The organism is Pseudomonas amygdali (assembly GCF_002699855.1).
In the GTDB taxonomy this organism is placed as follows: Bacteria; Pseudomonadota; Gammaproteobacteria; order Pseudomonadales; family Pseudomonadaceae; genus Aquipseudomonas; species Aquipseudomonas amygdali.
In genome coordinates this window covers 25,815-39,225 of the sequence record NZ_LKBW01000035.1, presented here as the reverse complement: position 1 = coordinate 39,225, position 13,411 = coordinate 25,815, and the positions used below count along the sequence as shown (strand labels likewise).

Genomic DNA, 13,411 nt, shown 5'->3' with positions numbered 1-13,411 from the left:
CTCCTTAACGGTTTTCCAGACTCGCAGCACGTGCGTAAGGCAGCGCGCTTTCAGTACCTTTCAACGCTGCTTCCTGGGCGTGCTGACGCAGGTAGCCAGGCAGACGTTGATCACCTTGACCAGCACCCTGCAACACGCCGTTGGCCATAGGGCCAGGCGCCTGCTCGGTACTTTCAGTGTAGCCAGCCAGTACGGCAGGGCCTTTCACTTGTGAAACAGTCAGGTTGGCAGGCTGTTGGGTCTGCTGTGCCAGTTGTGCACCGGCGATATCGTCCTGGTTGTACAGGCGGACACCGGCCAGAACGGCTACGGTAACCGACGCTGCAACAGCCAGACGACCCAGCGTGCGCCAAGGTCCACGTGCTGCTTTGAGCGGGCTGACTTCATCGGCGATCGCGGCAGATACAGCAGCCGAAATATCCAGATGCGGGATCAGCAGCTCTTTGTGCATAGCTGCACGGGCAACTTGGTAACGCGACCAGGTAGCGCGAGTATCGGCATCGTCAATGGCATTCAATACCCGACGTAATTCCAGTTCGTCCGCTTCGTTATCCAGTACCGCGGACAGCGATTCCTGCAGGGCTTCACGACTCATGGCGGGTTCCTCTCTTGGGCTATCGCCGCTGTCTCAGGATTCCTGCAACAACGGCTGCAGGGCTTTATCGATGGCTTCCCGAGCGCGGAAGATCCGAGAGCGCACGGTACCAACAGGACACTGCATGACGCTCGCAATGTCTTCATAACTCAGACCATCGAATTCACGTAAAGTTAGCGCCGTACGTAAATCTTCCGGGAGAAGCTGGATGGTCCGATGGACGGTGCCCTCGATCTCATCTCTCAACAATGCACGTTCCGGCGACTCGATGTCCTTGAGGCCATGATCGCCGTCGTAGAACTCCGCGTCTTCAGACCTTACATCGCTATCCGGTGGACGCCGACCTCGCGACACCAAATAGTTTTTCGCCGTGTTAATGGCGATGCGATACAGCCAGGTATAAAAAGCACTGTCACCGCGAAAGTTTCCGAGAGCACGGTAAGCCTTGATAAAGGCTTCCTGTGCAACGTCCTGAGCCTCATGGGTGTCGTGCACGAATCGCACGATCAACCCTAGAATTTTGTGCTGATACTTCAGCACCAACAGATCAAATGCTCGCGTATCGCCACGCTGTACGCGCTCGACAAGCTGCTGATCCTCTTCCTGGGTTAGCATGAACACTCCTCGTTAAGCATGAAGGAGTGCTGCAACTGACATTGTTCAGGCTCGCAAACATAGACTCGGGCTTTTCGCAAAAGTTCTCCCCCTTCAAGCAAGTTTCCTGCGGGCCATCGTAAAGCCTGCACGAAAAACGCAGCGCGACACGGTCGGCTGCGTGAATAGTCTTGTCGCCGGTTTCGCAGTTGATGATCACTTATCTAACCCTGCGAAAACGACGCTGTTCCTGTGTAGGCAACCTGCTATTGAGCATGGATCCTGGCAAAAAGTTCCATTGGCACAATCACAGGCGTGAGCCGCAGACTGCACAAAGCTCTTTGAAATCAGTGCACTGGAGCATTTCCAGTAACAGATAACAGGGAAAACAATATGCATGACATCCGGGACTGGAGCACAATCCATACCCGCTGTGGTCTCACATTGCCATGTAGGCGTGGCTATTGTGCCGTTACCCCAATACTTATACTAGTGGTCGCCAAGGGCAGAATTCGTAGATGAGTCAACATTTTCAGCATGACGTACTGGTAATTGGCAGTGGCGCTGCCGGATTGAGCCTGGCACTGACGCTTCCCGGACACCTGAGCATCGCAGTGCTGAGCAAAGGCGATCTGGCCAATGGCTCGACATTCTGGGCCCAGGGCGGTGTGGCAGCAGTACTGGATGACACCGATACCGTGCAGTCTCATGTTGAAGACACGCTGAATGCCGGCGGCGGCCTTTGCAACGAAGAAGCAGTGCGTTTCACCGTCGAGCACAGCCGCGAGGCCATTCAGTGGCTGATCGATCAGGGCGTGCCTTTCACTCGGGGCGATGACGCAGATACCGACGAAAGCGGCTTTGAATTCCACCTGACACGCGAAGGCGGTCACAGCCACAGGCGGATCATCCACGCCGCCGATGCCACAGGCGCAGCGATCTTTCGTACCCTGCTTGAACAAGCCCGTAAACGGCCGAATATCGAACTGCTCGAACAGCGCGCCGCCATCGACCTGATCACCGAACGCCGTCTCGGGCTGGAAGGCCAGCGCTGCCTGGGCGCTTATGTACTCAATCGCAACAGCGGTGAAGTGGACACCTACGGCGCGCGCTTTACCATCCTCGCGTCAGGTGGCGCTGCCAAGGTTTATCTGTACACCAGCAACCCCGACGGTGCCTGCGGCGATGGCATCGCCATGGCCTGGCGTTCCGGTTGCCGGGTGGCGAATCTGGAATTCAACCAGTTTCACCCCACCTGCCTGTATCACCCCCAGGCCAAGAGTTTTCTGATCACCGAAGCACTTCGCGGTGAAGGCGCTTACCTCAATTTGCCCAGCGGCGAACGTTTTATGCCACGGTTCGACGAACGGGCAGAACTGGCCCCTCGCGATATTGTTGCCCGTGCGATAGACCACGAAATGAAGCGACTGGGTATCGACTGCGTTTATCTGGACATCAGCCACAAACCGGAAGCCTTCATCAAGACCCACTTTCCAACCGTCTACGAGCGCTGCCTGGAATTCTCCATCGACATCACTCGTCAGCCGATTCCGGTGGTCCCGGCGGCGCATTACACCTGTGGTGGTGTCATGGTAGACAGCAAGGGCCACACCGACGTGCCTGGCCTGTACGCCATCGGCGAGACCAGCTTCACCGGCCTGCACGGTGCCAACCGCATGGCCAGCAACTCACTGCTGGAGTGCTTCGTGTATGCACGCTCGGCAGCGGCAGACATCGAGCAGCAACTGGCCGACGTACAGATGCCCACCAACCTTCCGGCGTGGGACGCCAGCCAGGTCACTGATTCGGACGAAGACGTGATCATCGCGCACAACTGGGATGAACTGAGACGATTCATGTGGGACTACGTCGGCATTGTGCGTACCAACAAGCGCCTGCAACGCGCTCAGCACCGTGTGCGTTTGTTGCTGGATGAGATCGACGAGTTCTACAGCAACTACAAGGTCAGCCGTGACCTGATCGAGTTACGCAACCTGGCGCAGGTGGCGGAACTGATGATCTGTTCGGCCATGCGGCGCAAGGAAAGCCGTGGCCTGCATTACACGCTGGACTATCCCGACATGTTGCCGGAGGCGCTGGACACTATTCTGGTACCGCCCACTTACGTCGGCTGAACTTCAGGCGCACACGCAGACGCCGGTGCGTGTCCGGCGTGAGCGCATCAAGCGGGATGCAGCAGCTTTTTATCGAGCGGCCCGGCCGGCCTGCGACAATCGGGCGAAAACGCAGAATCACGACCAACGGTAACGCGAGGCTGTCCGGACATAACTGCACGGGCTGCCAGCCGTCGCGTTGATTCCACAATCGCCAGCCTTGATGATCGCGCTTCAGCGCAGTGAAGGCTGCCGGATGACTGAGCAGGATCGAGCGCGGCAACGTCCAGGCAGCATGCATCAGACAGAACAGCACACCCAGTGCCAACGCCAACGAAGCGATGTTCAGCCAGGACAACGCGATCAGCGCCAGCAGCTGAACGGCGAGATACGCCGTCAATAGCAGGCGCGAGGCCTGCCAGTGACATTCAAATCGATCACTTGGGCTGGACACGATCCAGAATCATGCGAACCATACGTTGCAATTCAGCATCCTCGGACTCGGCGCGCTGCATGAACCAGCCGAACATGTCCTGATCTTCACAAGTGAGTAAACGGCGATACAGATCGCGGTCCACGTCATTCAAATGCGGATAGACCTCCCGGACAAACGGCACCAGCAGCACGTCCAGTTCAAGCATGCCACGGCGGCTGTGCCAGTAAAGGCGGTTGAGTTCGACGTCTTCGACCATGGAGCGCTCCTCAAAGTAGGCGGCAAGTATACAGCCGTGAGCCGGGCACGCGAATCTTGCAATGGTCGCAGCAGTTTTCACGCACCCCGTATGCATAACCTCGACTCGGCACTATGATGTGCCCCCGGACTTTTTTCCCAATCTGCGATGACCATGACCCAAAAAGCTTTTTTCTGCACGCTATCCCATGAGGGCGTTCTCGCCGTTCGCGGCGTGGATGCCAGCAAGTTTCTTCAGGGTCAGCTGACGTGCAACCTCAATTATCTGAATGAAGACAAGTCCAGCCTCGGTGCCCGCTGCACGCAGAAGGGCCGGATGCAGTCGAGTTTTCGCATCGTTTTCGAAGGCGACGGTTGCCTGCTGGCGATGGCCAGCGAGCTGATCGAGCCGCAACTGCTGGACTTGCGTAAATACGCAGTGTTCTCCAAATCGAAACTGACTGACGAAAGCGCAGAATGGGTGCGCTTCGGCCTGCAGGATGGCGACAGTGCCCTGGTCGGCCTGGGCCTGGACCTGGCGCAGGAAACCGATGCGGTGGTACGAGCCAATGAGCTCATCGCAATCCGCGTCTCACCGGGCCGCGCCGAACTCTGGGTACGCGCCGGGCAGGCAGACAGCGTCAAATCGCAGCTGGCTTCGCAGTTGAGCGAAGGTCCGCTCAATGACTGGTTGCTGGGTCAGATACGGGCCGGCATCGGCCAGGTATTCGGTAGCACCCGCGAGGAGTTCATCCCGCAGATGATCAACCTGCAGACGGTCGGCGGCGTCAGCTTCAAGAAGGGCTGCTACACCGGCCAGGAAATCGTTGCGCGCATGCAATACCTGGGCAAACTCAAACGCAGGCTCTACCGCCTGACGCTGAGCAGCGAAGAAATCCCCGAGCCGGGTACGGCAATGTTTTCGCCGGTACACGCCAGCGCGGTGGGCAACGTGGTCATCGCCGCACAGTCCGGCCAAAATGTTGAACTGCTCGCCGTATTGCAGGGCGATGCGGCAGAAAATGGCCATATAAATCTTGGCTCGCCAGAAGGCGCAGCGCTGCAAATGAGTGATCTGCCCTACATACTGGACAGCAAACTCGAAACTCAGCGCTAAGCCAGACGAACACATTCAGGTTCCTAGTGTCTTTAGAGCGTTCCAGTGCACATGCTGGCGCTCTGCGGAGCGCGCGGAAAACTCTGGACACCCCCAACGGCTGCGAGATGCAACATGAGCAAGATGGCTGACGAGGTGCAGAGAAACTTGATCAAGGCCATCGACAGAGATGCCTTGTTTCTGCCTACCCTGCCGGAAGTAGCACTGAGAATTCGCCTTGCCGCCGAAGACACCGAAATCAGCATTTCGGCCCTGAGCAAGGTCATCGGTAGCGATACAGCCCTTTCCGCACGCCTGATAAAGGTCGCGAACAGCCCTCTGCTGCGCCCGAATTTTGAAGTCAGCGACGTCACCACCGCGGTTCGGCGCCTGGGCGTCAATTACACCTGTAACTTGGCTATCGGCCTGGTGGTCGAGCAGATGTTCCACGCGAAGTCTCCCGTCATCGAGCAGAAGATGCGCGATATCTGGAAGCAGAGCCTGCAGGTTGCCGACATCAGTTACACACTGTGTCAGAACTACACGAATCTCAAACCCGACCAGGCCACACTCGCCGGGCTGATCCACTTGATCGGGATTCTGCCGATCCTGACGTATGCCGAAGACCATTACGAGCTGCTGGCCGATCCGATCAGCCTCAACCACGTGATCGACAGCATTCACCCGGTCATTGGCGAACGCCTGCTGCGCTCATGGGACTTTCCCGAGCCGCTGGCCTGCGTGCCGATTCAGTTCCAGAACTTCGCGCGCGTATCGAAAAGTCCGGACTACACAGATCTGGTGCAGATCGCCACAGTGCATATCCACAGGAACACCGATCACCCCTTCAGCCTCATCGAGATGGTCGACCTGCCTGCGTTCAGCCAACTGAGGCTTGCCAGGGCTGAAGGCATGCTGAGCGCCCAGATGGACGAAGCGAAGAGCATGCTTTACTAGGATCAGGGCGCACTGAAACTGACCCGAACCTTCAAACCCCGCTCGGCACCATCGTGCAAGGTGATTCTGGCCAGATGCGCACGGCATATCTCTCCCACAATAGCCAGACCGAGCCCGGCACCGCTGCCCTGCTGACTGCGACGGTAGAAACGCTCGAAAACCCGCTCCCGCTCATCTGCCGGAATGCCAGGGCCATCATCCTCGACCTCCAGAACACCCGGCGCATACACCCGCAACACCACGTTACCGCCCGGTGAAGTGTGAGCCAGCGCATTGTCGATCAGGTTGCTCAACAGTTCGTTCAGCAACGTCGGCTCGCCACGCAGCCAGACCGGCTCGTCAGCCTCCAGCGCCAGCGCGACGCCGCGTGAATGAGCCAACGGCGCCATGGCCATGCCCAGCTCTCTTGCCAGCTGGCTGAGGTCCAGTTGTTGCGCGACACCTTCGGCAATGGCCCGCGCGCCGTTTTCAATCCGCGCCAGTGACAGCAACTGATTGGCCAGATGCGTGAGCCGATCCGTGCCAAGTGCGGCTGATTCCAGCGTACTGCGCCAATGTTGCGGGTCGCGCTCACGCAGGCCCAGCTCAACCCGCGCCTTGAGCGCGGCCAGCGGCGTGCGCAGTTCATGGGCAGCATCGGCGATGAACTGCGCCTGGCGCTCGAACTGCAGGCGCAGCCGCTCGGTAAAGTGGTTCAGCGCCCCTACCAGCGGACGTAGTTCATGCTGCACCTCAACCATTGGCAATGAGCGCAGATCATCCGGCTGACGCTCTTCTACTGCGGTGCGCAAGCGCTCCAGCGGTCGCAGTGCCGCACTGGCCGTGAACCAGACCAGCAGCAGTGCGCCCCCACCGAGCATGCCCAGACGCAGCAACGTGTCGGCCATCAGGCTGCGCGCCATGCCCTTGCGCGCCTCCTGGGTTTCGGCAACACGAATTTCAGCCGTGCCGTTCATGCCTGGATCAGTCACCGGCTTGAGCAGGCTGACCACACGTACATCCTGCCCTTGATAAATCCCGTTATAAAACTTCGCCAGCGCAGGGTAATCGTCGGTACGCAAAGTGCCCGGTGGTGGCGAAGGCAGATTTTCATAACCGGAAATCAGCTTCTGATGGATGTCGTTGGCCTGATAATAGATTCGTCCTTCGCTGTCGTAGGCAAAGGTATCCAGCGCCACATAGGGAATATCGGCGCTCAGCGTGCCATCACGCTGGGTCAGGCCGGCAGCGATGGTTCTTGCTGACGCCAGCAACGTGCGGTCGTAGGCGGTATCGGCCACTTCGCGGCCATTCCAGTAAGCGCTCATGCCGCTGGCCAGCATCAACACCACCAGCAGCAACGCCAGGTTCCACAATAACCGCCAGCGCAGGCTGTCGTTAATCATCGCGGCTTTCAAGCAGATACCCCAGACCCCGAAAGGTCACGATAGCCACAGAATGCCCGTCGAGCTTCTTGCGCAGGCGATGGACGTAGATTTCGATGGCGTCAGGGCTGGCCTCCTCGTCGAGGCCGAAAACCTGCGCGGCCAGTTGCTCCTTGCTCATCACCCGACCTGGCCGGGCGATAAGCGCTTCCAGCACCGCCTGTTCGCGAGACGTCAGGGCCAGCAGCTCCTCGCCGAGCGTGAAACGCCGGGTGTCCAGATCATAGGCCAGTACGCCGCAGCGCTGTTGCCGCTCGCCACCCAGCACGCTGCGACGCAGCAATGCCTTGACCCTGGCCTCCAGCTCGGACAGCTCGAAAGGCTTGGCCAGGTAGTCGTCGGCCCCCAGGTTCAGGCCATGAACGCGATCCTTGACGTCGCTGCGCGCGGTCAGCATCAACACCGGAAGGTTTTTGCTGCGCGCCCGCAGACGCGCCAGCACTTCAAAGCCGTCCATACGCGGCAAGCCGACGTCGAGAATGGCGACGGCGTATTCCTCGCTGCTCAACGCCAGGTCGGCGGCAACGCCATCATGCAGTACATCAACGGTCAAACCTGCGCTTTTGAGCGCCTGCGCGACACTTTCAGCCAATTGCAGATGATCTTCCACAAGAAGAACACGCATCGCCGTCTCCTGATTGTCACTGTTGTTATCGATCTGGGCATCGAGGCTTGTGGCGGTGGAGTTTACAGGCAGGCCGCCGCCTGTGAAGGACAGAAACGATTCGCGGCCCTTCAATTGCGACATGAAAGGAAGCTGAAAGGTTTGCGAAAGGTTCGTCATTTACCATCGCCAGACGACCCGGCAAAAGGGTACGTACAAAACAGGCGCCCGGATGCGTCTGGACAATAAAAACAATAAATCGCTAAACGGAGTCACGTCATGTCTATGCCAGCCCAGGCTTGCCAGTCCATTGAGCACAGCCCGTCGCGGTTTTCCCCGCACCCGTCGCGCCCCTGATCCACCTTCCTGCAAAACATCAGCGCCCACCGCTGTACCGATGGCACTTGCGTGTCAGCCAACAGGTCTCGTGGTGCGCGAGACAAAAGCATCTGCTGAACAGCTTCTCTCTTCCAAAAACAAAAATATCTCTGGAGACTGAACATGAAATCCCCTCTGCGTCAGATAGCCGCCACCGCCGCCTGCATGCTGGTTGCCAGCCAGTTGTTTGCTGCCGAGCCAAAGCGTCCGGAATGCATTGCACCCGCCTCACCAGGTGGCGGATTCGACTTGACCTGCAAGCTGGTGCAAAGCGCGCTGATCAACGAAAAGATTCTGACCTCGCCCATGCGCGTGACCTACATGCCTGGGGGCGTCGGCGCAGTGGCCTACAACGCAGTTGTAGCTCAGCGCCCCGCAGATGCTGGCACGCTGGTCGCGTGGTCCAGCGGTTCGCTGCTCAATCTGGCGCAGGGAAAATTCGGCCGTTTCGATGAAAACGCAGTACGCTGGCTCGCCGCCGTGGGCACAAGCTATGGCGCCATTGCAGTGAAGAGCGACTCGCCATACAAGAACCTCGACGATCTGGTCAAAGCGCTCAAGGCCGATCCGAGCAAGGTAGTCATCGGCTCAGGCGGCACCGTAGGCAGCCAGGACTGGATGCAGACCGCATTGATCGCCAAGGCTGCAGACATCAACCCGCGCGCCTTGCGTTATGTCGCGCTGGAGGGCGGTGGGGAAATCGCTACTGCCCTGCTTGGCGGCCACATTCAGGTGGGCAGTACCGACATCTCCGACTCCATGCCGCACATTTTGAGTGGCGACATGCGCCTGCTCGCCGTATTCGCCGAGAAGCGCATCGACGAACCCGAAATGAAAGACATCCCCACCGCTAAGGAGCAGGGCTACGACATCGTCTGGCCTGTGGTGCGTGGCTTCTACCTCGGGCCGAAGGTCAGCGACGAAGACTACAACTGGTGGAAAGCCTCGTTCGACAAGATCCTGGCCTCTGAAGACTTCGCCAAACTGCGTGATCAGCGCGAGCTGTTCCCCTTCGCCATGACCGGCGCGGAGCTGGACACCTACGTCAAGAAGCAGGTTGCCGACTACAAACTGCTGGCCAAGGAATTCGGCCTGATTCAGTAATTGAACTCAATTGACTGACGTTAAGTTGCGCCCGCACAGCGGGCGCGACTCAGGAGCTTCTCATGGTCATACAACGCATTTTTGCTGCCGTACTGCTACTGGCATGCGCAGGTCTGGCCCTTATGGCCTGGCCTTATCAAGCGCCGTTCTCCTATGAACCGGTCGGACCACGCGCTTTCCCGCTGCTGATGCTCGGGTTGATGGGTGCCGCCCTGCTGTACCTGCTGATTCGGCCCACACCCATTGTCTACACCGAGGAAGAACCGGCACTGGACCGTGAAACCCTGATCAAGATTGGCGCATGCATCATTCTGCTGCTGATATTCGCCGGGCTGTTCGAACCCCTGGGCTTCATCCTCAGCAGCATCCTGATCGGCATTCCCATGGCACGCCTGTATGGCGGACGCTGGCTGCCGAGCGTGGTGGTGGTGATTCTGATGAGCGTCGGCCTTTACCTGTTATTCGACAAGGCCATGGACGTTCCCTTGCCTTTAGGCCTGCTCAGCGTTCTGGAGAACTGATATGGATACTTTCAGCTACCTGGGCCAGGGGTTCGGCGTCGCCCTCACCCCTTACAACCTGATTACCGCACTGTCCGGCACATTGATTGGTACCGTCGTCGGCCTGCTGCCGGGGCTTGGGCCTATCAACGGGGTGGCGCTGCTGATCCCCATTGCCTTTGCGCTGGGCCTGCCGCCTGAATCGGCACTGATTCTGTTAGCGGCCGTGTACCTGGGCTGTGAATACGGCGGACGTATCAGTTCGATCCTGCTGAACATTCCGGGCGAAGCGTCCACCGTCATGACCACGCTGGACGGCTATCCAATGGCACGCCAGGGGCTGGCCGGCGTCGCTCTGTCGCTGTCAGCATGGAGTTCGTTCATCGGTGCATTCATCGCCACTTGCGGCATGGTGCTGTTCGCGCCGTTGCTCGCCAAGTGGGCGATTGCCTTCGGTCCGGCGGAATATTTCGTACTGATGGTGTTCGCCATCGTCTGCCTGGGCGGCGTGGCCGGTGACAGGCCATTGAAGACATTCATTGCCGCGCTGATCGGGCTTTTCCTGTCTGCGGTAGGCATTGATGCCAACAGCGGGGTGTACCGTTTTACGGGCGACAACATTCATCTGACCGACGGCATTCAGTTCGTGGTGCTGGTCCTGGGTCTGTTTTCAATCAGTGAAATCCTGTTGCTGCTGGAAAAGACTCATCGCGGCCAAGAGGCGGTCAAGGCCACTGGGCGCATGATGTTCAACGTCAAGGAAGCCGCTGCCGTGTTCGTGGTGAACATTCGCTGTGGTCTGCTGGGCTTCATTCTTGGCGTACTGCCGGGTGCCGGTGCGACACTGGCCAGCGCAGTCGCTTACATGACGGAAAAACGTATCGCCGGCCCTGGCGGCAAGTTTGGCCAGGGCGACATGCGCGGTCTGGCAGCTCCCGAGACCGCCATCGGGGCAACCGCTTGCGGCGCATTGGTGCCGACGCTGACGCTGGGTGTTCCGGGCTCGGGCACCACGGCGGTGATGATCGGCGCGTTGTCGCTGTACAACATCACGCCCGGTCCGATGCTGTTCCAACAGCAACCGGACATCGTATGGGGCCTGATCGCTTCGTTGTTCATCGCCAACATCATGCTGGTGATCCTCAACATCCCGATGATCCGTATCTTCACGCGCATCCTCGCCGTGCCGAACTGGGCGCTGGTCCCGGTGATTGCGATCATCACCTGGATCGGCGTGTATGCAGTGCACGCTACCACCTTCGACCTGTTCCTGATGGTCGGCATCGGCATCTTCGGTTACATCCTGCGCAAGCTGGATTTCCCGCTGTCGCCGATTCTGCTCGGTTTCATCCTCGGTGGTCTGATGGAGCAGAACCTGCGACGCGCCCTGTCGATCTCCAACGGCGAACTGGGGATTCTCTGGGCCAGCCCGATCACCCTCGGGGTCTGGGTGGTGACCGTGTTCATGCTGCTGTTTCCGCTGATCCGTATCTGGCGCAAGCGCGCAAAACAGCAGGCTGCCGCAACGCATGGCTGATTCGTCACTGCGTCAATGGTGGGCAACGCCGCTGGTCGGCCTGCTCGGCGGCTACCTCGCCAGCCAGGTTGGCTGGCCGCTGCCGTGGATGGTTGGCTCGTTGCTGGCAATCATCCTGGTGCGCTGCCTGACACCCTGGCAACTGGCGCAGATTCCGGGTGGCCGTAAATGCGGGCAACTGATCATCGGTATCGGCATCGGTTTGCATTTCACGCCAGTGGTTATCGAGCAGGTGCTCGCGCATTTCGGGCTGATTTTCATCGGCGCGCTGGTCACCAGTCTGTCGTGTCTGGTTGGCGTCTGGCTGATGCTGCGCACCGGAGAAGATCGCCCTACGGCGTTCTTTTCGAGCATGCCGGGCGGTTCCGGGGAGATGGTCAACCTTGGCGCACGTAACGGTGCAACGCTAAGCAGCGTCGCAGCCGCGCAAAGTCTTCGGGTGCTGGCAGTAGTATTGTGCGTGCCGGCGATCTTCAAATACCTGCTGGGTGACGGTACGCCTTCACTGCATGCCACGGCGGTCGATTGGCGCTGGCTGGCATTCCTGCTGCCGGTCGGCGCAGCTCTGGCCTGGCTGTGGCAACGTCTCAAGCAACCCAACCCGTGGCTGTTCGGCCCTCTGTTGCTCAGTGCCGTAGTGAGCGTGGTCTGGGACCTGAAAATCGGCTTGCCCAACGGTGCCAGCCAGCTGGGTCAGCTACTGATCGGCAGCGGGCTGGGTTGTCATTTCAATCGGGCATTCTTTCGGCGTGCGCCATCGTTCCTCGCGCGCACGCTGTTGGGCACCGCGCTGACCATGTTGATTGCCGCACTGGCTGCGCTGGGGCTGAGCGCCCTCACCCACCTGGATCTGCGCTCACTGACGCTGGGCATGATGCCCGGTGGCATTGCCGAAATGAGCCTGACAGCAGAAGTGCTGCAACTGTCGGTCCCCCTGGTGACGGCCATGCAGGTCATGCGCCTGCTGTTCGTGCTGTTTCTTGCTGAGCCGCTGTACCGGCGCTGGGACAAGCGGTTCGCTGACTGAGCCCAATCAGAAGCACTTTGATCAGAGAACGGGCAAGCGCCAGTCGATTGGCTCGATGCCGTTTTGCTCAAGGTACTTGTTGGCACGCCCGAAATGCCCGTTACCCAGGAAGCCTTTGTAGGCTGACAACGGCGAAGGATGGACGGAGGTCAGCACCAGGTGCTTGGTCGCATCGACCAGTTTCTGCTTGCTCTGCGCATGAGCGCCCCACAGCAGGAACACCAGATGCGGCTGATGCTCGCTGACCACTTGAATGATCCGGTCCGTGAAGTGCTGCCAGCCTTTTCCCGCATGCGAAGCTGCGTTGGCGCGCTCGACGGTAAGAGTCGTGTTAAGCAACAGCACGCCCTGATCAGCCCATGATTGCAGGCAGCCGTGATTGGGAATGTCGATATTCAGGTCGCGTTTGAGTTCTTTATAGATATTGACCAGTGACGGCGGCGTCGGCACGCCTGGCTGCACCGAGAAACACAGACCGTGAGCCTGATTCGGACCGTGATACGGGTCCTGACCGAGGATAACCACTTTCACATTGTTGAGCGGCGTCGAATTCAGCGCATTGAAAATCAGCGGCCCAGGCGGATAGATCTCTTTACCCGCGGTATGCTCCTGGCGCAGAAACTCGCGCAACTGCGCCATATAGGGCTGCTCGAATTCATCGCGCAGCGCTTCCTTCCAGCTGGGCTCAAGCTTGATGCGGTCGTCGCTAGTCATGGTTACATCCGGTAAAAACAATGCGCGGACACTAGGAAAGCCCGGCAGCAAAGTCAATGCCAGTTTCTACATGCGCCTTTACGATCGGACGCAGAGC

14 protein-coding genes are annotated in these 13,411 nt (G+C 59.1%); 7 read left to right on the top strand and 7 right to left on the bottom strand.

The window, feature by feature from the left end; genetic code table 11:
- Positions 1-4: 4 nt before the first annotated feature.
- Both AO277_RS04260 and rpoE read right to left on the bottom strand, forming a co-directional pair.
- Positions 5-595 (bottom strand): RseA family anti-sigma factor, encoded by a 591-nt coding sequence (locus tag AO277_RS04260; protein ID WP_044317866.1) that lies wholly within the window; start codon positions 593-595, stop codon positions 5-7.
- Positions 596-628: 33 nt separating this feature from the next.
- The gene (gene rpoE / locus AO277_RS04255) at positions 629-1,210 is read right to left on the bottom strand and encodes an RNA polymerase sigma factor RpoE/AlgU (protein ID WP_002554912.1); all 582 of its coding nucleotides are present in this window, start codon (positions 1,208-1,210) and stop codon (positions 629-631) included.
- 497 nt (positions 1,211-1,707) lie between these two features.
- Here rpoE and nadB point away from each other — a divergent pair, with 497 nt between their 5' ends.
- A complete protein-coding gene (gene nadB, locus AO277_RS04250; RefSeq protein ID WP_044317865.1) occupies positions 1,708-3,324 on the top strand; it encodes an L-aspartate oxidase in 1,617 nt (538 codons plus the stop codon).
- On the opposite strand, the gene AO277_RS04245 is transcribed toward nadB, so the two are convergent.
- Positions 3,293-3,757: a protein YgfX gene (locus AO277_RS04245; protein ID WP_002554914.1), complete on the bottom strand. Its 465-nt coding sequence runs from the start codon at positions 3,755-3,757 to the stop codon at positions 3,293-3,295. The two genes, nadB and AO277_RS04245, sit on opposite strands and share 32 nt — an antisense overlap.
- Positions 3,741-3,995, bottom strand: coding sequence for an FAD assembly factor SdhE (locus AO277_RS04240; protein ID WP_003378499.1), 255 nt, complete (start codon positions 3,993-3,995; stop codon positions 3,741-3,743). The genes AO277_RS04245 and AO277_RS04240 overlap by 17 nt, the downstream gene beginning before the upstream one ends.
- Positions 3,996-4,148: 153 nt before the next feature.
- Between AO277_RS04240 and ygfZ the strand changes: the two genes are divergently transcribed.
- Together ygfZ and AO277_RS04230 are read left to right on the top strand one after the other, a co-directional pair.
- Complete coding sequence (gene ygfZ, locus AO277_RS04235; protein WP_044317882.1) at positions 4,149-5,090, top strand: CAF17-like 4Fe-4S cluster assembly/insertion protein YgfZ; 942 nt, start codon at positions 4,149-4,151, stop codon at positions 5,088-5,090.
- A 114-nt stretch (positions 5,091-5,204) separates the two neighbouring features.
- On the top strand, positions 5,205-6,026 hold the full coding sequence (locus AO277_RS04230) for an HDOD domain-containing protein (RefSeq protein WP_044317864.1): 822 nt from the start codon (positions 5,205-5,207) through the stop codon (positions 6,024-6,026).
- A gap of 2 nt (positions 6,027-6,028) precedes the next feature.
- Here the strand turns inward: AO277_RS04230 and tctE are convergent, their stop codons facing one another.
- Both tctE and tctD read right to left on the bottom strand, forming a co-directional pair.
- Complete coding sequence (gene tctE, locus AO277_RS04225; protein ID WP_044317863.1) at positions 6,029-7,411, bottom strand: two-component system sensor histidine kinase TctE; 1,383 nt, start codon at positions 7,409-7,411, stop codon at positions 6,029-6,031.
- Positions 7,404-8,075 carry a two-component system response regulator TctD gene (tctD, locus tag AO277_RS04220; RefSeq protein ID WP_002554918.1) on the bottom strand — a complete coding sequence of 224 codons (672 nt, stop codon included), beginning with the start codon at positions 8,073-8,075 and terminating at the stop codon, positions 7,404-7,406. Before tctD ends, tctE begins: the two co-directional genes overlap by 8 nt.
- Before the next feature lie 480 nt (positions 8,076-8,555).
- Between tctD and AO277_RS04210 the strand changes: the two genes are divergently transcribed.
- The 4 genes from AO277_RS04210 (at position 8,556) to AO277_RS04195 (ending at position 12,600) form a co-directional block, all read left to right on the top strand.
- The gene (locus tag AO277_RS04210; RefSeq protein WP_005735125.1) at positions 8,556-9,536 is read left to right on the top strand and encodes a Bug family tripartite tricarboxylate transporter substrate binding protein; all 981 of its coding nucleotides are present in this window, start codon (positions 8,556-8,558) and stop codon (positions 9,534-9,536) included.
- A 62-nt stretch (positions 9,537-9,598) separates the two neighbouring features.
- Positions 9,599-10,057 (top strand): tripartite tricarboxylate transporter TctB family protein, encoded by a 459-nt coding sequence (locus tag AO277_RS04205; RefSeq protein WP_044317861.1) that lies wholly within the window; start codon positions 9,599-9,601, stop codon positions 10,055-10,057.
- Position 10,058: 1 nt separating this feature from the next.
- Positions 10,059-11,573, top strand: a complete 1,515-nt coding sequence (locus AO277_RS04200; RefSeq protein WP_044317860.1) for a tripartite tricarboxylate transporter permease — start codon at positions 10,059-10,061, stop codon at positions 11,571-11,573.
- Complete coding sequence (locus tag AO277_RS04195) at positions 11,566-12,600, top strand: AbrB family transcriptional regulator (protein ID WP_010215414.1); 1,035 nt, start codon at positions 11,566-11,568, stop codon at positions 12,598-12,600. The genes AO277_RS04200 and AO277_RS04195 overlap by 8 nt, the downstream gene beginning before the upstream one ends.
- A gap of 21 nt (positions 12,601-12,621) precedes the next feature.
- On the opposite strand, the gene ung is transcribed toward AO277_RS04195, so the two are convergent.
- Complete coding sequence (gene ung, locus AO277_RS04190) at positions 12,622-13,314, bottom strand: uracil-DNA glycosylase (RefSeq protein ID WP_044317859.1); 693 nt, start codon at positions 13,312-13,314, stop codon at positions 12,622-12,624.
- Positions 13,315-13,411: the final 97 nt, after the last annotated feature.